Source organism: Pseudarthrobacter arbutini (assembly GCF_054510915.1).
The window spans coordinates 21,422-39,530 of the sequence record NZ_JBTNDQ010000001.1; the positions used below are offsets into that span (position 1 = coordinate 21,422).

At 66.0% G+C, this 18,109-nt stretch carries 16 protein-coding genes; 4 read left to right on the top strand and 12 right to left on the bottom strand.

Going from position 1 to position 18,109, the window contains the following annotated elements:
- Together ACX80V_RS00120 and ffh are read right to left on the bottom strand one after the other, a co-directional pair.
- On the bottom strand, positions 1–735 hold the full coding sequence (locus ACX80V_RS00120) for an alpha/beta fold hydrolase (RefSeq protein WP_485841504.1): 735 nt from the start codon (positions 733–735) through the stop codon (positions 1–3).
- A gap of 108 nt (positions 736–843) precedes the next feature.
- Positions 844–2,424 (bottom strand): signal recognition particle protein, encoded by a 1,581-nt coding sequence (gene ffh, locus ACX80V_RS00125; protein ID WP_056349117.1) that lies wholly within the window; start codon positions 2,422–2,424, stop codon positions 844–846.
- 88 nt (positions 2,425–2,512) lie between these two features.
- Here ffh and ACX80V_RS00130 point away from each other — a divergent pair, with 88 nt between their 5' ends.
- Positions 2,513–3,916, top strand: coding sequence for a glucose-6-phosphate dehydrogenase (locus tag ACX80V_RS00130; RefSeq protein WP_485841505.1), 1,404 nt, complete (start codon positions 2,513–2,515; stop codon positions 3,914–3,916).
- Positions 3,917–4,045: 129 nt separating this feature from the next.
- Here ACX80V_RS00130 and ACX80V_RS00135 read toward each other — a convergent pair whose 3' ends face one another.
- Positions 4,046–4,384: a P-II family nitrogen regulator gene (locus ACX80V_RS00135; RefSeq protein ID WP_056349123.1), complete on the bottom strand. Its 339-nt coding sequence runs from the start codon at positions 4,382–4,384 to the stop codon at positions 4,046–4,048.
- Positions 4,381–5,730: an ammonium transporter gene (locus ACX80V_RS00140; RefSeq protein ID WP_485841506.1), complete on the bottom strand. Its 1,350-nt coding sequence runs from the start codon at positions 5,728–5,730 to the stop codon at positions 4,381–4,383. Before ACX80V_RS00140 ends, ACX80V_RS00135 begins: the two co-directional genes overlap by 4 nt.
- Before the next feature lie 227 nt (positions 5,731–5,957).
- Between ACX80V_RS00140 and ACX80V_RS00145 the strand changes: the two genes are divergently transcribed.
- Positions 5,958–7,199: an MFS transporter gene (locus tag ACX80V_RS00145; protein WP_485841507.1), complete on the top strand. Its 1,242-nt coding sequence runs from the start codon at positions 5,958–5,960 to the stop codon at positions 7,197–7,199.
- A gap of 76 nt (positions 7,200–7,275) precedes the next feature.
- On the opposite strand, the gene ftsY is transcribed toward ACX80V_RS00145, so the two are convergent.
- The 7 genes from ftsY to coaD all read right to left on the bottom strand — a co-directional run bounded on the left by ftsY (position 7,276) and on the right by coaD (position 15,379).
- Positions 7,276–8,484, bottom strand: coding sequence for a signal recognition particle-docking protein FtsY (ftsY, locus tag ACX80V_RS00150; protein WP_485841508.1), 1,209 nt, complete (start codon positions 8,482–8,484; stop codon positions 7,276–7,278).
- Between the two features lie 55 nt (positions 8,485–8,539).
- A complete protein-coding gene (smc, locus tag ACX80V_RS00155; RefSeq protein WP_485841509.1) occupies positions 8,540–12,130 on the bottom strand; it encodes a chromosome segregation protein SMC in 3,591 nt (1,196 codons plus the stop codon).
- A gap of 141 nt (positions 12,131–12,271) precedes the next feature.
- Complete coding sequence (mutM, locus tag ACX80V_RS00160) at positions 12,272–13,219, bottom strand: bifunctional DNA-formamidopyrimidine glycosylase/DNA-(apurinic or apyrimidinic site) lyase (RefSeq protein WP_485841510.1); 948 nt, start codon at positions 13,217–13,219, stop codon at positions 12,272–12,274.
- 8 nt (positions 13,220–13,227) lie between these two features.
- Positions 13,228–13,968: a ribonuclease III gene (rnc, locus tag ACX80V_RS00165; protein WP_485841511.1), complete on the bottom strand. Its 741-nt coding sequence runs from the start codon at positions 13,966–13,968 to the stop codon at positions 13,228–13,230.
- Between the two features lie 21 nt (positions 13,969–13,989).
- Positions 13,990–14,193, bottom strand: a complete 204-nt coding sequence (gene rpmF / locus ACX80V_RS00170; RefSeq protein WP_009356569.1) for a 50S ribosomal protein L32 — start codon at positions 14,191–14,193, stop codon at positions 13,990–13,992.
- Positions 14,194–14,229: 36 nt separating this feature from the next.
- Complete coding sequence (locus ACX80V_RS00175) at positions 14,230–14,754, bottom strand: YceD family protein (protein ID WP_082576166.1); 525 nt, start codon at positions 14,752–14,754, stop codon at positions 14,230–14,232.
- 124 nt (positions 14,755–14,878) lie between these two features.
- Positions 14,879–15,379: a pantetheine-phosphate adenylyltransferase gene (coaD, locus tag ACX80V_RS00180; protein WP_058932102.1), complete on the bottom strand. Its 501-nt coding sequence runs from the start codon at positions 15,377–15,379 to the stop codon at positions 14,879–14,881.
- A 43-nt stretch (positions 15,380–15,422) separates the two neighbouring features.
- Here coaD and ACX80V_RS00185 point away from each other — a divergent pair, with 43 nt between their 5' ends.
- Together ACX80V_RS00185 and ACX80V_RS00190 are read left to right on the top strand one after the other, a co-directional pair.
- Positions 15,423–16,652, top strand: coding sequence for an aminotransferase class I/II-fold pyridoxal phosphate-dependent enzyme (locus ACX80V_RS00185; RefSeq protein WP_485841512.1), 1,230 nt, complete (start codon positions 15,423–15,425; stop codon positions 16,650–16,652).
- A complete protein-coding gene (locus tag ACX80V_RS00190) occupies positions 16,652–17,440 on the top strand; it encodes a spermidine synthase (protein WP_485841513.1) in 789 nt (262 codons plus the stop codon). Before ACX80V_RS00185 ends, ACX80V_RS00190 begins: the two co-directional genes overlap by 1 nt.
- A gap of 40 nt (positions 17,441–17,480) precedes the next feature.
- Here the strand turns inward: ACX80V_RS00190 and rsmD are convergent, their stop codons facing one another.
- A complete protein-coding gene (rsmD, locus tag ACX80V_RS00195) occupies positions 17,481–18,104 on the bottom strand; it encodes a 16S rRNA (guanine(966)-N(2))-methyltransferase RsmD (RefSeq protein ID WP_485841514.1) in 624 nt (207 codons plus the stop codon).
- Between the last annotated feature and the right edge of the window lie 5 nt (positions 18,105–18,109).

The window sequence follows — 18,109 nt, forward strand, 5'->3', positions numbered from 1 at the left end:
TCAGGAAGCCTGAACCGAGCGTGACCTGCCGACGTCGGCGATGAAGGACCGGATGGCACGGTCACCTTCGGCAGAGTCCTGGGGCCGGTGTCCTCCCGCAGCGATGCGGTGCAGGGCACCGGTTTCCTGCAGATATCCGGCGATCTCCTCGTAGAGCGGTTCCCACCCACCCGTCAGGACCATGGTGGGGACGCCCGGAACTATGTGCAGCGGGGCCTCCCAGGACGGCGCCTGCAACCGGAGCCGGCGCGCCGACCGTTTTTCCTCCGGCGTGGCGGGCTCCTGCAGGTCCGCCGCGAACATTCGCCGCACGAACTCACGCTGGAAGTCTTCATCGCTGAGCTGGTGCCGGACGTCGAACAGCGGTTGCATCAGGGCGCGGTGTGCGGCCGTGGCCGGCAGTTCGGCGGTCAGGGACATGCACGCCGGTTCTACCAGCGTGAGGGAATATACCAGCTCGGGGCGTTCGACGGCAGCCATCATGGCCGCGATCGCGCCCTCGGCGTGGGCAACAACATGGCCCCCAGCGGCCCCGCGGCCGTCATCGGCAAGTGAGCGCAGGATGATGGCGGTGTCTTCGGAGAACGAGGACTCCACGGGTTCAGCGACGGGGTCAAAACCGTGCCGCCGCAGGAACAGGGCGTCGTACGTCAGCGCCATGCCGTGCTGGCGCAGCCACGCCGCGGCACCGAAAGGTCCGGCGCCGTGCACGAACACTACCCGCTGTTTGAACATGACCCAACCCTATTCCACGGCACCGACATCCCAATTGGGCAGGAGCCAGTGTCGTTACGAGTGCCGTGCCCACAACGACGCCTTCTGCTACCCAGTCGGGAGGGGTGGTTACTTGCCGAGGAACTTGTCGAATCCCTTGGGCAGGTTCAGCTGCGACGGGTCGAAGTCGCCGCCCTGCTGGCCGAACGCTGCCCCCGTGGGGAGCGCCTTCGCCGCGCCGGCCCGCCGGGCCTCGGCGTCCTTCAGCTCCTGGGCAGCCTTGGCAGGGTTGCCTGAGCGGGCCTTCTTCTTCGGGGCGTTCTTGCCGCCCTTCCGCGCACCGCCGGGGCCGCCCATGCCAGGCATCCCGGGCATTCCGGGCATGCCGCCGCCCTGGGCCATCTTCTTCATCATCTTCTGGGCCTGGCCGAAGCGCTCCAGCAGGCCGTTGACCTCGGAGACATGCACGCCGGAACCCCGGGCAATGCGTGCCCGGCGGGAGCCGTTGATGATCTTCGGGGCGACGCGTTCGTGCGGCGTCATGGAACGCACGATCGCTTCGACACGGTCGATCTCGCGCTCGTCAAAGTTCTCCAGCTGCTCGCGGATGTTCTGCGCACCGGGCATCATCATGAGCATCTTCTTCATGGAGCCCATGTTGCGGATCTGCTGCATCTGGGAGAGGAAGTCGTCCAGGGTGAAGTCTTCCTGGTCGGCGAATTTCTTCGCCATCCGGGCGGCTTCGTCCTTGTCCCAGTTCTTTTCGGCCTGCTCAATCAGGGTGAGGACGTCACCCATGTCCAGGATGCGGGAGGCCATGCGGTCCGGATGGAACAGCTCAAAGTCATCCACGCCTTCGCCGGTGGAGGCGAACATAACCGGCTTACCGGTGACCGACGCAACCGAGAGTGCGGCACCGCCGCGGGCGTCGCCGTCGAGCTTTGACAGCACGATTCCGGTGAAGTTCACACCCTCGTCAAACGCCACAGCCGTGTTCACGGCGTCCTGCCCGATCATGGCGTCGATCACGAACAGCACTTCATTGGGGACGATGGCGCGGCGGATCTCGCTCGCCTGCTCCATCATCTCGGCGTCAACACCGAGGCGCCCGGCGGTGTCAACAATCACGACGTCGTGCAGCTTCTGGCGCGCTTCCTCAACGCCGGCGCGGGCGACGGCGACCGGGTCACCGGCGGGGTGCTCCAGTTCCGAAGTGGCTCCGGGGTGCGGCGCGAAAACGGGCACGCCGGCGCGGTTGCCGACAACCTGGAGCTGGGTGACGGCATTGGGCCGCTGGAGATCACATGCCACCAGCAGGGGGCTGTGGCCTTGGGCCTTGAGCCATTTGGCGAGCTTGCCCGCCAGAGTGGTCTTACCGGCACCCTGGAGGCCGGCCAGCATGATGATGGTGGGACCGGTCTTGGCAAGGCGAATCCGGCGGGTCTCGCCACCGAGGATCTCTACGAGTTCCTCATTGACGATCTTGACGATCTGCTGGCTGGGGTTCAGCGCCCCCGATACCTCTGCCCCGAGGGCACGCTCGCGGACGCGGGCCGTAAACTCACGCACCACGGGCACGGCGACATCGGCATCCAGGAGGGCGCGGCGGATCTCCCGGACTGTGGCATCGACGTCGGCCTCAGTGAGGCGGCCCTTGCCACGGAGATTCTTGAAGGTTGCTGTCAACCGGTCAGAGAGTGAATTGAACACGCGCCGCGCACTTCTTTCAGTGGATTTACAGGGGGGACTCGACTATCTAGGGTACCAAGTCGGGCTTGCCGGATGGCATGCTGGCAGGGTGACCAGCCAAACAAGTGTAAAAACCATGCTCATTCTGGGTGCCTCAGGCGATCTGACCGGCCGCCTCCTGCTCCCGGGACTGGCCCGGCTGGTGGCGAGCGGCCGCGCCGATGGCCTGACCCTGGTGGGCGCCGGCTCCGATGCCTGGACGCCGGACCAGTGGCGGGCCAGGGTCCACGAAGCCTTCGCCCCCGCCGCGGAGGCCGCCGACGCGGCTGGCAAGAAGGCACTCACCGCCTTGGCGGAAGCTACCCCCTACCACCAGCTGGATGTTACGGCGGACGGAGCCCTGGCGGCATTGTTGGCAGGCGTAGAAGGCCCCACCGCGATCTATTTTGCGCTGCCTCCCCATGTCAGCCAGCTGGCCTGCGAGTCCCTGCACCGCGGCCAGGTTCCGGCCGGAACACGGCTGGTGATGGAGAAGCCGTTCGGCGCAAGTGTTGCCTCGGCCCGTTCCCTCAATCACACACTCGCCGCGCTGGTGCCGGAGGACCACATTCACCGGGTGGACCACTTCCTGGGCAAGGCGACGGTGCTCAACATCCTGGGCCTGCGCTTTGCGAACAATTTCCTTGAACCCGTCTGGAACCGCGAGCATGTGGAGAAGGTCGAGATCATCTTCGACGAGGACCTGGCACTGGAGGGAAGAGCACGGTATTACGACAACGCCGGTGCCCTGCGCGACATGATCCAGAGCCACCTGCTCCAGATCATGGCCCTGATGGCCATTGAGCCGCCGGCCACCATCGGGGAGCGGGACCTCCGGGACGCCATCGCCGCCGTGCTCCGCGCCAGCAGCATCAGCGCGCCGTACGCGAACTCCACCCGCCGGGCCACGTATACGGCGGGTTCGATTGCCGGCCGGAACGTCCCGGACTACGCGCAGGAAGAAGGGGTGGACGCAGCCCGCGGGACAGAGACCCTGGCGGAAGTCCGGGTGGACATCGACAACTGGCGCTGGAAGGGGGTCCCGTTCATCCTGCGTTCGGGCAAGGCCCTCGGGGTGAAACGCAAGGAAGCCGTGGTCACGTTCCGCCCTGTCCCGCATCTGCCGGCAGGATTTACCGGCGTGGACTCCCCCAACCAGCTGCGGATCGGGTTCGGGCCGGATACCCTGGCGTTCGACGTCGACGTGAACGGCCCCGGCAGCATCTTCAGCCTGAGCCGCACAACGCTGAATGCGGAGCTCAGCGCTTCTGAATTGCTGCCCTATGGCGAAGTGCTGGAGGGCGTCCTGAGCGGCGACCCGCTGCTCTCGGTGCGCGGCGACACCGCGGAGGACTGCTGGCGGATTCTTGAACCGGTGCTGAAGGCCTGGCAGCGGGGCACGGTGCCGCTGGAAAAGTACGACGCCGGTTCGGCCGGACCCGCCGGATGGCCGGGTTCCGCGCCGGCTGGCTAAGTGCTGGCTGGCTGAACGGCGGCTGAGTAGGCCAGAACAAACGGAGCGGGCAGGGAGCCTTTCGAGGTTCCCTGCCCGCTCTTTCGTTTGGAACAGTCTGCTTTGCCGATCAGTCAGCTTCCGGAACTGCTAGATGGCGGCGACGCCGCGTTCTCCCGTGCGGACCCTGACTGCTTCGAAGACGTCCACGGTCCAGACCTTGCCATCGCCCGCGCGGCCCGTGTTGGAGCTGGCGATGATGACGTCCAGGATGTCATCTGCCTGTTCGTCCGTGGCGAGGACTTCAACCCGGATCTTGGGCAGGAGGTCCACGTTGTATTCAGCTCCGCGGTAAACCTCTGTGTAGCCTCGCTGGCGGCCGTAGCCGCTGGCCGCGCTGACCGTCAGCCCCTGGACGCCGTAGGACTCCAGGCCTTCCCGGATGGCTTCGAGCTTCTCCGGGCGGACGATAGCTGTGATCAGTTTCATGCTTCCACGCTTTCCTTGCCAGCTGCCGGTTCGGTCTTCTTGGCGCCGGCTGCTCCGCCGTCAGCGGCCGTTCCCTTGCCCGTGATCAGTTCGTGGAGCGGCTGGAAGCTCCCGCCGTGGCCGCCCACTCCGAACTCGTACGCCGTCTCGGCGTGCAGGCTGAGGTCAACACCAACAACTTCCTGCTCCTGCGAGACGCGGAAGCCCATGGTCTTGTGGATGGCGTAGGCGATGATCGCCGTGAGGATTGCCGAGTACGCGATGGCGATGCCTGCTGCTGCGAGCTGGGCCCAAAGCTGGGCCGGACCGCCGCCGTAGAAGAGGCCGCCGCCCACACCGTCGGTGGGGAGTGCGATGAAGCCCAGGGCAACCGTTCCGATGACGCCGGAGACCAGGTGCACGCCCACAACATCCAGGGAGTCATCGAAGCCCCAGCGGAACTTGAGACCGACGGCCAGGGCCGAGGCGACACCGGCGATGACGCCGAGGCCCAGAGCGCCCACCGGGCTGACGTTGGCGCAGGCCGGGGTGATGGCGACCAGGCCGGCAACCACACCGGAGGCAGCACCAAGTGAGGTGGGGTGGCCATCGCGGATGCGTTCGGTGACAAGCCAGCCGAGCATTGCCGCGGCCGGGGCTGCGAGGGTGTTGACCCAGATCAGGCCGCCCTGCTCAGCAGTGGTGGCGGCGCCGCCGTTGAAGCCGAACCAGCCGAACCACAGGATGGCTGCACCGAGCATTACGAACGGGATGTTGTGCGGGCGGTGGTTCGGGTCCTTGCCGAAGCCGCGGCGGTTGCCGATGATCAGGACCAGTACGAGGGCTGCCACACCGGCGTTGATGTGGACCACGGTGCCGCCGGCGAAGTCGATGGCCGGGCCGAGGGCCTGGCCAATGGCGCCTTCCGGGCCGAAGAGGCCCCCGCCCCAGACCATGTAGGCCAGGGGGCAGTAAACGAGGGTGACCCAGACGGGGACGAAGACGGACCAGGCGCCGAACTTGGCACGGTCAGCGATCGCGCCGCTGATGAGGGCGACGGTGATGATGGCGAAGGTGGCGGCGTAGCCTACCTTGATGAGCCCGTCCGGGGTGGTGATGCCTTCAAGGCCGAAGGTGGCAAACGGGTTCCCGACAATCTGCAGGAAGCCCTCGCCGGAGCTCATCGAAGCGCCCCAGAGGACCCAGACCACGCCGACCATGCCGATGGAGATGAAGCTCATCATCATCATGTTCAATGCAGCTTTGGCGCGCGTCATGCCGCCGTAGAAAAATGCCAGACCTGGTGTCATGAACAGCACGAGTGCTGCTGCCACCATGAGCCATACGTGACCTGCGGTAAGTTCCATGGTGCACGTCCTCCCTATGATCGATGCTGCGGAGTGCTCCGCCTTACTAACGCCTTTTGCGTCCTGCATCGAGTCTGTCGCTGCCGTGTTTCGCCCGCGGAGGATTTACATTGCCGGATTGTTACAACAACCTCCCGGAAGTAAATGGTGCATATCTGGCTTGTTACGGTTATGTTTCACCACTCCCGCCGGCCACCGGCTGCCTACCTTGCAAGGATCCCCGCCCCATGACGGCAACATCACGCGTGAGCCGCGCCACAACACGGATCTTGTCCGTTATCCGCCCGCAGAGGCCCGCGCTTCCGCGCGACATCAAGGTGATGCTCGCTGCGGCGTTCCTGATTGCACTCGGTTTTGGTCTGGTGGCACCGGTCTTGCCCCAGTTCGCCACCACTTTCGACGTCGGGGCAACGGCCGCCGCCGTGATCGTGAGCATCTTCGCCTTCATGCGGCTGGTGTTCGCGCCGGCGGGCGGGGCCCTGATCGGCCGATGGGGTGAGCGGCCCGTATATGTGGCGGGGCTGCTGATCGTGGCGGTATCAACGGCGGCGTGTGCTTTTGCCCAGGACTATTGGCAGCTGCTGGTCTTCCGGGGGCTCGGCGGCGTGGGCTCGGTGATGTTCACGGTGGCCTCCATGGCCCTTGTGGTGCGGCTGGCGCCGCCGGAAAGCCGGGGCAGGGTATCCGGCGCTTACGCGTCCGCGTTCCTGATCGGCAGCGTCCTGGGCCCGGTGGTAGGCGGACTGCTCGCCGGATTCGGCTTGCGGGTGCCGTTCCTTTGCTACGCCGCCGCGCTGATCCTTGCTGCCGCGGTGGTGCAGACCCAACTCAGCCACGCGCCGTCCGCGGACCGGTCCACAGTGGGCCGCGCCCCGGACATGCGCTTCGCCGAGGCCTGGGGAATTGGTGGGTACCGCTCGGCGCTGCTGTCCAGCTTCGCCAACGGCTGGGCCACATTCGGTGTGCGGATGGCCACCGTCCCGCTGTTTGCCGTTGCTGCGCTGGGTGCCGGTCCCGAGGCCGCCGGCCTTGCGCTGGCCGTTTTCGCCGCGGGCAATGCCGCCGCACTGACGTTCTCCGGCCGGCTGGCGGACAGCCTGGGCAGGCGGCCGTTGATGGTCGTGGGGCTCCTGGTCGGCGGGCTCGCCACGGCCGCCATCGGCTTCACGTCCCACCTGGGCTGGTTCCTCGCCGCATCGGTTGTGGCCGGGGTGGGGTCCGGCCTGCTGGGACCTGCCCAGCAGGCCGCCGTCGCGGATGTCATTGGCAATGAGCGGTCCGGCGGGCGGGTCCTGGCGGTCTACCAGATGACCTCGGACGTCGGGGCCATTGCCGGACCGGTGCTGGTGGGCGTCCTGGCGGACCGGCTGGGCTACGGCTGGGCATTCGGCGTCACCGGCGGTGTGCTGGTGCTCGCGGCGGCCTGCTGGTCCGTGACACGCGAGCCGCTGAAACGCAGCGAGGGGTGAGGTCCCGCTGCTAAAGCCTGTGCTTAGCGGCGGGACCTCACCCCTCGTTGGTGTCGACCCGGTGTAGACCCGGTCCCTAGTTCAGCAGGGCGTCGACAAAGCTCTCAACTTCGAACGGAGCCAGGTCATCGGCGCCTTCGCCAAGACCGATCAGCTTGACCGGCACGCCGAGTGATTTCTGGATGGCCACCACGATGCCACCCTTGGCGGTCCCGTCCAGCTTGGTCAGGACGATGCCGGTGATGTTCACTACCTCGGAGAAAACGCGGGCCTGGTTCAGGCCGTTCTGGCCGGTGGTGGCGTCCAGCACCAGCAGAACCTCATCCACCTCGGCCAGCTTCTCGATGACGCGCTTGACCTTGCCGAGTTCGTCCATGAGGCCGGTCTTGTTCTGCAGGCGGCCCGCCGTGTCAATCATGACAACGTCGACTTCCTGCTCAATGCCCGCCTTGACGGCCTCATAGGCGACGGACGCCGGGTCCGCGCCGTCGACGTCGGACTTCACGGTGGGAACACCCACACGCTGGCCCCACGTGGCCAACTGCTCCGCGGCTGCCGCACGGAACGTGTCCGCCGCGCCCAGCAGGACGTCCTTGTCCTCGGCAACGAGCACGCGGGCGAGCTTGCCTACGGTGGTGGTCTTGCCCACGCCATTGACGCCTACCACCAGCACGACGGCCGGCTTCTCCGCGTGCCGGTCGGTGCGCAGGGCGCGGTCCATCGTGGGATCCACGAGCTTGATCAGTTCCTCGCGGAGCAGTGCCTTGACCTGCTCAGGGGTCCTGGTGCCGAGCACTTTCACGCGCTCCCGCAGTGCGTCGACCAGCTGCATGGTGGGTTCAGTGCCGAGGTCGGCCAGCAGGAGGGTCTCCTCCACTTCGTCCCAGACGTGTTCATCGATCTTGTCGCTGGACAGCAACGCAAGCAGGCTCTTGCCGAGGATGTTGTTCGACCGGACCAGGCGCTCACGGAGGCGGGTCAGACGGCCGGCGACGGGAAGGGGCGTCTCAACCTGGATGGTTTCCAGGCCCGCCACGTCATCAGGTACATCGGTGACTTCGAGGTCTTCGAGGTCGACGCCGGCGGGAGCGTTTCGCTCGGCCGGAACCACCGGCGCGTCCTCGAGCAGTGTTCCCCCGCCTTGCGGGGTGGCGGGATCGTTGGCGTCGCGCGTCCCGGGGTACTGGGTGATGTTCTTCCGCGTCTTCAACAGGACCGGGATCAGCCCGCCAATAACCGCCAGGGCAGCAACAATGGACAGAATAATGGGGAGGATGTCATTCACCCCCCTAGCTTCTCACAAACGCGGCAGGCGTTCGGGGCTGCCACCTGCGCGGACGTTATACGTCGGCGCCCAGCCGCTGGCTGATGACCGTGGACACGCCGTCCCCGCGCATGGTGACGCCATACAGCGCATCAGCCACTTCCATGGTCCGTTTCTGGTGGGTGATCACGATCAGCTGGCTGGACTCACGGAGCTCTTCGAAGATCGTGATGAGCCGGCCGAGGTTGGTGTCATCAAGGGCCGCTTCAACCTCGTCCATCACATAGAACGGCGAGGGGCGGGCCTTGAAGATGGCCACCAGGAGGGCGACGGCGGTGAGCGACCGTTCGCCTCCTGATAACAACGATAGGCGCTTGATTTTCTTGCCGGCAGGTCGCGCTTCGACTTCTATTCCGGTGGTGAGCATGTCCGAAGGGTCTGTCAGGACCAGCCGGCCTTCGCCGCCGGGAAAGAGGCGCTCAAACACGTGGACGAACTGGTCCCGGGTGTCCTCAAAGGCCTCGGTAAAGACCCGCTGGACCCGATCATCCACTTCCTTGATGATGTCCAGCAGATCCTTACGGCTGGATTTCAGGTCCTCCAACTGGGTGCTGAGGAACTGGTGGCGTTCCTCCAGGGCCGCAAACTCCTCCAGCGCCAGCGGGTTGACCTTGCCCAGGGCTGACAGGTCCCTCTCGGCTTTCCGGAGGCGCTTCTCCTGCTCCTCGCGGACAAAGGGCTTGCCTTCGGGGACCGGTGTGCCGTCGTCGTCCACGGGTGTCCGCAGTGCCGCCCATTTGTCCCCGCTTTCCTCCGCGGGGTCGGGCACGGGAACGTCCGGGCCGAAGTCCGCCACCAGCACGTCGGGGCTGATCCCGAGTTCCTCGATGGAACGTGTTTCCAGGGCTTCAATCCGTGCCCGCTGCTGGGCGCGGGCCAGTTCGTCCCGGTGAACCGAGTCGGTCAGCTCTGCCAGTTCGCGGGCCAGCGCATCATTGGTTGTCCGGGTCGCCAGCAGCGCACGGTCCCGCTCTTCCCGGTTCTCTTCGGCGAGGTCACGTTCATGCCGGGCCAGCTCAACAGAAACATCGATGAACCGGATTGCCAGCTCCACCGCAGCGGAGACGGCGGCCGCCCGTCTGGCCTGGATCCGACGGCAGCGCGCCCGTTCGGCTGCCTCTTCACGCGCCCGTCGTTCGGTGGCCGCTGCCCGCTCCAGCGAGAGAGCCCGGTTGCGGGTGGCGGTCAGCTGCTCTTCGGTGCTGCGCAGCGAGAGCCTTGCGTCCATCTCCGCAGACCTGGCCAGCGATGCGGCCAATGCGAGCGCATCGCGCTGTTCGGTGGAGGGTTCCTCTTCGGCGGGCGCCTCCTGCGCCGCAGCCAGCCGCGCCGCAACGGCGGCGAGCGCCTGTTCCTCGGTAACAACATTGGCCTCGGCCCTGGCCAGCGAAGTGGCCAGCCTGTCGCTTTCGCCGACGGCGCTGCGCAGGATGGAGTTCAGGTGGCCGAGCTTTTCGGCCACGGCCGCGAGCCGGGCGTCAGAATCGTGCAGGCGGTCCAGGGCAGCTTCTGCCCTCGTCCGGGCCTCGGCGCGCCGGACCGCGGCGCCGGCCAGGGCGAACCTGTTCCGTTCCAGATCCGCGGTGACACCGGCCAGCCGGGCCTCAGCGTCGTCCACGGCGGCCTGCACCTCAAGCAAGGACGGCGCCTTCGCCGAGCCTCCGGTCACCGTGAGGGCGGTAAACACGTCCCCGGCCCGGGTCACGGCTGTCAGGTCCGGGCGTTCGGCAACCAGCAGCCTCGCACCATGCAGGTCTTCAACAACTGCCACCCCGGTCAGGAGCGCGGCCACGGCGGGTGCGGTCACGCCTCCGCCGGATGCCAGGTCCACAGCCCAGCGTGCGCCTGCCGGCAAGGGTCCGCCCGTGCCGGAGTTTGCGTCCCGCATGGGCACAGCAGACGCCAGCAGCAGGGAAGCACGCCCCGCATCGTCGTCCTTCAGAAGTTGCACCACGACGGCGGCCACGGCTGGATCCCGGACCACTATCGCTTCGGAGGCGTCGCCCAGTGCCGCGGCAATAGCCGTCTCATAACCCGGCTGAATGGTGAGGCCCGAGGCAAGCGTGCCCACAACGCCATCCAGCCCGGAGTTGAGGGCGTGCGCCGCGCCGTCTTTTCGGTTAAGGCCGAGCTGCAGTGCGTCCCGTCGGGCCACGAGGGCGTCACGTTGGCGGACGGCTTCTCCCCCTGCGGAGGTCAGATCGGCAATGTCCTGGACGACGGCGTCGAGCTCTGCGCTGGCGTCCTCGTAGTCGGCGTCGAGGCTTTCCTCCCCCTCTTCGACCCCCGCCACCTGGGTTTCCAGGGCGGTGAACTCCGACTGGGCGCGGCGGCGGCGTTCCTGTCCGGAGGCGAGTGATTCCCGCAGCCTGCCCAGTTCGGCCTGCGCTGATTCAACCCGCGATCTTGCCGCACCAACTTGTCCGGCAAGTTTCGCCAGGCCCTCGCGCCGGTCCGCTGCGGCCCGCAGGACGGCAGTGAGCCTTTTTTCCTCGGCAGACGCCTCGAGTTCGGCCCCGGTCTTCGCAGCCGTCGCTGAGTCCAGCGCGCTGCGCCGGTCCAGGATGTGGCGCTCCAGCTCCGTCAGCTCGTCCCGGACCCGGACGGCCTGCCGTTCCAGCTGCTCAGGATCCCTGCCCGAGTACGGTTCAGCATCAACAGCGCCCAGCAGCCGGCCGCGTTCCTGGGCCAGCGAGCCCAGCGAACGGAGCCGTTCCCTGGAAGCGGAGAGCCGGTACCAGGTATCCCGCGCGGCGTTGAGCTTTGGCGTGGCCTCGGCGGCGAGCTGTTCCACAGCTGCCTGCTGGCAGCGCCCCTCCTCCAGCTGCTGCTCCACTACGGCACGGCGGGCCTTCAGCGCCGTTTCGTCAGCCACGTCCCGCTCGAGTGAACTCTGCTGCTGGACGAGGTCGTCGGCCAACAGCCGTGCGCGTGCGTCCCGGACATCGAACTGGACCCGCTGGGCGCGGCGCGCCACATCAGCCTGCTTGCCGAGTGGTGTGAGCTGGCGCCTGATCTCCCCCGTCAGGTCGCTCAGCCGTTGCAGGTTCGCCTGCATGGCCTCAAGCTTGCGGACCGTTTTTTCCTTGCGGCGGCGGTGCTTGAGGATCCCGGCCGCTTCCTCGATGAAGCCGCGGCGGTCCTCCGGAGTGGCGTGCAGGACCTTGTCCAGCTGTCCCTGGCCCACGATGACATGCATTTCCCGGCCCATACCGGAATCCGAGAGCAGTTCCTGGATGTCGAGCAGGCGGCAGCTGGCGCCGTTAATGGCGTATTCAGAGCCCCCGGCGCGAAAGAGGGTCCGCGAGATGGTGACCTCGCTGTATTCGATGGGCAGCGCCCCGTCAGTGTTGTCGATGGTCAGGGACACATGGGCCCGGCCCAGCGGCGGCCGCCCGGAAGTCCCGGCAAAAATGACGTCCTCCATTTTGCCGCCGCGGAGCGTTTTGGCTCCCTGCTCCCCCATCACCCAGGAGAGGGCGTCCACCACGTTGGACTTGCCGGAACCGTTCGGCCCCACCACTGCCGTGACTCCGGGCTCAAAATCGAAGGTCGTGGCCGACGCAAACGACTTGAACCCACGGACGGTAAGGCTTTTGAGGTGCAAGGTGTTTCTGGTCTCCTGAATGGCTGAAGCGGCTGCTTTGCTGCCCCAAATCTACTGCGTCCCTGCGGGTTTCCACGGATTTCCGGGTGTCTGTCCCTGCACCGGGCAGCGCCCGATCATGGCCGGCAGGGCGACGGCGGCCTACCAGCGGCCGTTGCGCGGGCGCGGCTGACAGACCGGGCAGGTGTAGGACGAGCGGTTCATGAACAGCTCGCGGCGGAGTATGGAGTTAATCCCGACGGCGGCGCAACGGCTGCAGGGTTTCCCTTCCCGCCCGTAGGCGTTCAGGGAGCGGTCGAAGTAACCAGAGGCCCCGTTGACGTTGACGTACAACGAATCAAAGCTGGTACCGCCGGCAGCAAGTGCGTCCAGCATGACTTCGCGCGCGCTGGTGATGAGCCGTTCCGCGTCGCCGCGTCGCAGCGTATCGGTGGGCCTGGCGTAATGCAGTTTTGCCCGCCACAGGGACTCGTCGGCATAGATGTTGCCGATGCCTGATACGAGACCCTGGTCCAACAGTGCGCGTTTGAGGCCCGTCTTGCGCTTCCGCAGCCGGCTGTAAAAAAGGTCAAAGGAAAACGCCGGGTCCAAGGGATCCCGGGCGATATGGGAGGCTTCCTCGGCGATCAACGCAACGGGAGATTCCGCCTGGCCGCCCGGGCCGCCGTCGTCCGTGGGAACCATGCCGGTGACGAACAGGCCGCCGAAAATCCGCTGATCCACAAACCGGAGCTGTTCAGGCATATCAGCCACGGGACTCAGGCGCAGCCTGACCTTGAGGTGTTTCTCGTCCGGCACATCGCTGTCCTGCATCAGGAGCTGGCCGCTCATCCCGAGGTGGGCCATGAGTGCGACGGTCGACGTGCCACTGGCGCCGGGTGTCTCACTCAGCGGCATCCAGAGGAATTTTCCCCGGCGCACCACGTCCACGACCGTGGCACCCTGGAGGTTGCCTCTGAAATCCTCGGCGCCCAGGGCATGGCGGCGGAGCGAACGCGGGTCCAGCACTTCCACCGATGTGATGGTCCGGCCGCGGACCCAACTCACCAGTCCGCGGCGGACTACTTCGACTTCAGGCAGTTCGGGCACGGCTCAGCCTAGACGCTGCGGGAGGACTCTGGTGATGCGCCCTCCGCCGCTGGGGCCACGGCGGCTCCCGCGCTTGGGGAGAGCTGCCGCCAGGCGTCCGCGGCAGCTTCCTGCTCCGCTTCCTTCTTGGAATGGCCTGATCCGTTGCCGTACGGTTTGCCACCGATGTTCAGGACAGCTGTAAAAGTACGGGCGTGGTCCGGCCCGGTCCCCTCAACGGCGTAGTAGATAGTGCCCATCTGCCGGCTGGCTGCCAGTTCCTGGATGCTGGTCTTCCAGTCCGTGCCGGCGCCGAGTGCGCCCGCATCCCTAAGGAGCGGCCCAATCAGGCGCATGACCAGCTGGCGGGCAGTCTCAATGTCGTTGGACACGTAAGTGGCACCAATGAGTGCCTCCATGGTGTCCGCCAGGATGGAGGCCTTGTTCTTGCCCTCGGTGAGCTTTTCGCCCTGCCCCAGGTAGATATAGTCCCCGATGCCCAGGCTGCGGCCGATGCCGGCGAGGGCGCGCGTGCTGACAACCGCAGAGCGGCGTTTGGCGAGGTCGCCTTCGGGCAGTGTGGGGTTGTCCCGGTACAGGGCATCGGTCACGGAGAAGCCCAGGATGGAGTCGCCCAGGAATTCGAGCCGCTCGTTGGTGGGGATGCCGCCGTTTTCGTAGGCGTAGGAACGGTGTGTGAGAGCAAGACGAAGCGTCCCGGCGTCAATGGAGACACCGAGACGCTTCAGAAGCTCTTCAGTTGAAGACATCATGTCAGCCCAAGCGGCCGATTAGACGTCTGCTACCTTGCGGCCCTTGTACTCAAGGAACAGCGCGGTGCCAGCCGAGTCGGTAACGACCTTTGCCTGGTGCGGCAGGCTGTAGGTAACCTGGCCGTTTTCGACAGTCTTCACCAGGTGGGGGGCAGTTGCCTTCCACTGGGAGCGGCGGGCGCGGGTATTCGAGCGAGACATTTTCCGCTTCGGGACAGCCACGGCTAACTCATTTCTCTCTAGACAAACACGTACAAATCAGTTTTGCCGGTCAGGCTTAGCCAAGTCGGCTAGGGCAGCCCAGCGAGGATCTACGATCTCGTGGTGATGCCCCGGCTCGTCTTCCAGGCGGACTCCACATTCGGAGCAAAGGCCCTGGCAGTCTTCCCGGCACACCGGCTGGAACGGCAGCATGGTTACAACTGCGTCCCGCAACACCGGCTCAAGATCGATAACATCGCGCTCGACTCGATATTGCTCTTCTTCGTCTTCTTCGTCCGACAGCACAACGCCCTCGTAGAAGAAAAGTTCTTGCACATTGACCTCAAGGTCATACGCAAGGGGATCCAGGCATCTGCCGCATTCGCCTTTTACTTCGGCGACTGCGGTTCCTGATACCAGGATTCCTTCGTGTACGGCCTCAAGCCTCAGATCCAGCTCGATGTCCGAGCCTTCCTGAACGCCAATGAGTGCCACACCAAGATCACTTGGTGCGGGTACATGTTCCTTCAGTGTCCGCATGCTGCCCGGGCTGCGCCCGAGATCCTTGACGTCGAACGCCAAGGGCGAACTAGCATCTCGTTTAATGAGAACTCCTGTTGAACATATGACCGACGTACCATCTTAGCCTGAAGAACCGCAGGGACTCAAACCAGGCGACGGACGGCCGTCGAAGTACCGGACTAGCCTACCCTCTTGGCGGCTGATCCGGCGCAGACCCGCCCGCGAGCAACCTTTTATGTACCGACCGGGGCACATAGTCGGACACGCTGCCACCCAGACCGGCCACCTCTTTGATCAGGGTGGATGACAAATGCAGGTAGTGCGCCTCCGCCGGCAGGAACACCGTTTCCACGCCGCTGAGCTGGCGGTTCATCGTGGCCATCGGAAGTTCGTAGTCGAAGTCTGAGGATGAGCGGAGACCTTTGACGATCGCGGAGACACCGCGCTGGCGGCAGTACTCGGCCAGGAGACCGTCGCCCACCGGTTCCACCACAATGCCTTTGAGGGATGCCAGGGTTTCGCGCGCCATATCCAGACGGTCCCCCAGACTGAACATGTACTTCTTCGCATAGTTGGTCGAAACCGCCACGATCACCTCATCGAAGAGGCCGGCGGCACGGGCGATGACCTCGAGATGGCCGTTGTGAATGGGGTCAAAGGATCCGGGGCAGACAGCGCGTCTCATGCACCGAACCTACCGCATGGGACGGCCGGGATACCATGACTGGATGCATCCACCACGGGACCTTTCCATGCCCACCGTGCCTGCCCCGTGGCAGCGCACCGCCTCAGGCGCCAATCTGCTGGGACCTGCCGGCCAACTGGGCGTCACCATCTTCGAAGAGATGACCACGCTGGCGGCGCAGACCGGCGCCATCAACCTCGGGCAGGGCTTTCCTGACGAGGACGGACCGCGGGAAATCAAGGCGGCAGCGATGGCCGCCATCGAAGCCGGGGCCAACCAGTACGCGCCCGGCAAGGGCATCCTGGAACTGCGTGAGGCCGTGGCTGCCCACCAGGAGCGGTTCTATGGGCTGGCCCCGGACCCGCACACAGAGGTCATCATCACTACCGGCGCCACAGAGGGGATCGCCGCAACGTTGCTGGCGTTCGTCGGCCCTGGCGATGAGGTGCTGACGTTCGAACCGTTTTATGACTCGTACGGCGCCGTCATCGGCCTGTCAGGCGCCACTCACGTCACCGCCCCGCTGCTGGCTCCCGACTTTTACCCGGACATGACGGCCATGGAGGCGGCCTTCACCGACCGCACGAGGGTGGTGCTGTTGAACAACCCGCACAATCCCACCGGTGCCGTCTTCCCCCGCCATGTTCTGCAGCGCGTCGTTGAGCTTGCCGCAAAGCATGACTGCCTCATCATCACCGACGAGGTGTACGAGCACCTCACCTTCGGCGCCAGGCACATTCCTGTCGCCACCCTGCCGGGTGCAGCGGAGCGGACCATCACCATCTCGTCCGCCGGAAAGACCTTCTCCTTCACTGGCTGGAAGATCGGTTGGCTGACCGGCCCGGACCATCTGGTGGCGGCTGTCCGGACGGTCAAGCAGTTCCTGACTTACAGCTCCGGTACACCGTTCCAGGCGGCCATTGCGACCGGCCTCGCACTGCCGGATGAGTTTTACCAGGGCGTTGCGGCCACTCTCCAGAAAAAACGGGACATCCTCAGCGAAGGCCTTCGCGCCGCAGGATTCGACGTTTACACGCCGCAGGGAACTTATTTCGTCAACGTGGACACCGCACCCCTTGGCATTGGCGACTCCGTGGACCTGGCCCGCAGGCTGCCCGGACTGGTGGGAGTGGCCGCGATCCCCGTCCCCGTCTTCTGCCACCCGGAGGGCGCGGAACGGACACGGAGCCTGCTCAGATTTGCGTTCTGCAAGAAAGTGGAGCTTCTCGAGGAGGCCGCCGCCAGGCTGGCGACCCTCAGCGGAAAGCTCTGATGGCGGAGCCCGGCGGCACGCGTTCCACGCGGTTCCTGCGGACCACGGGACAGCACGCGTCCATCGAGCCCGATGCTTTCACCGACGGCGGCTACATCCTGAGCATCGGCGGGGCCGAGCAGTCCCATGTTAACCTGGCGCATCCTGAGGAGATCTTCTACGAGTACCTGCGACGGATCGGCCACATTGTGGACCTCGCCGCTCCCGAAGGCCGGCCAATCACCGCGCTCCATCTTGGGGCCGGAGCCCTGACCCTTGCGCGCTACATCCAGGCGACGAGGCCCGGATCCGTCCAGTATGCGGTGGAGCTGGAACGCGAGCTCCTCGACTTTGTCCTGCAGCAACTCCCCCTGCCTGACGGTACCGACCTGCACACCGTCATCGGCGATGCCCGCGACGCCCTGGCGGACCTGGACCCGGCACTTCAGTTCGACGTCGTGATCCTGGACATCTTCTCCGGACCGGAAGCCCCGGCCCACATCGCCTGCCAGGAGTTCTACCAGGAGGCCCGTGCACGCCTTGCACCGGAAGGCATGCTGATCGTCAACGTCGGCGATGGACCCGGCCTGACCCTGGTACGAAGCCAGGCCGCCGCCATGCGCCGCGCCATGAACGACGTGGCGGCCTTCGCCGAAACCGGGATGTTCGCGGGCCGCTACCCAGGCAACATCATCCTCGCCGGAACGCAGGCGCCCTGGCCCGAAGCCTGGACAGCCGAACTGACGGCACGCGGCCCCCACCCCGCGGAGGTTCTCGCCGGCGTGGACCTGGATAAGCTGGCCGGCTGAGCCGCGGACTCCCCGCGTCCCAGGCGTCCCGGGCCGGGCCCTAAACCTGCTTCGGCGACTGCTCCTCAAAAACAACGTCCGGCGTGATGGCGTCCGGCACAAATGGCTCCGCGAACCAGAGCCGCGTTTCGCCGTACTTCTTCTCGGCAAACCGTTCCAGGCCGGCGGGCCAGAACGGCTCCGGTGAACGCGAGGACCGCTCCACCACTACCACGGCCGCCGGAGCCAGATGATCGGCGAGTTTGCCCAGCACCGCCGACAGGGCAGGGTCATCCAGCGGATAGGGCGGGTCCAGGAACACCAGGTCCCAGCTGGCCGTCTCCGCCGTGCGCTCCAGGAAGGACTCCACCTTGGACCGGTGGACGGTCACTGCCTTGCGTCCCAGCACGCCGTTGATCAGGTCCGCGTTGCGTTGGCACACGGAACTGGCCTTGGCATCGAATTCCACGAGGTCGACGGCCTCAGCGCCCCGGCTGCCGCTCTCCACGCCCAACGATCCGGACCCTGCGTACAGGTCCAGGACCCGTGCACCGGCAATGATCCCGAAGGCGTCGAGCCGGGAGAACAGTGCTTCCTTCACGCGGTCGGTAGTGGGCCTTGTCAGGGAGCCGGGGACGCTGACGAGGGGGGTCCCGCCTGCGTCGCCCGCGATGATGCGGCTCATGGCCG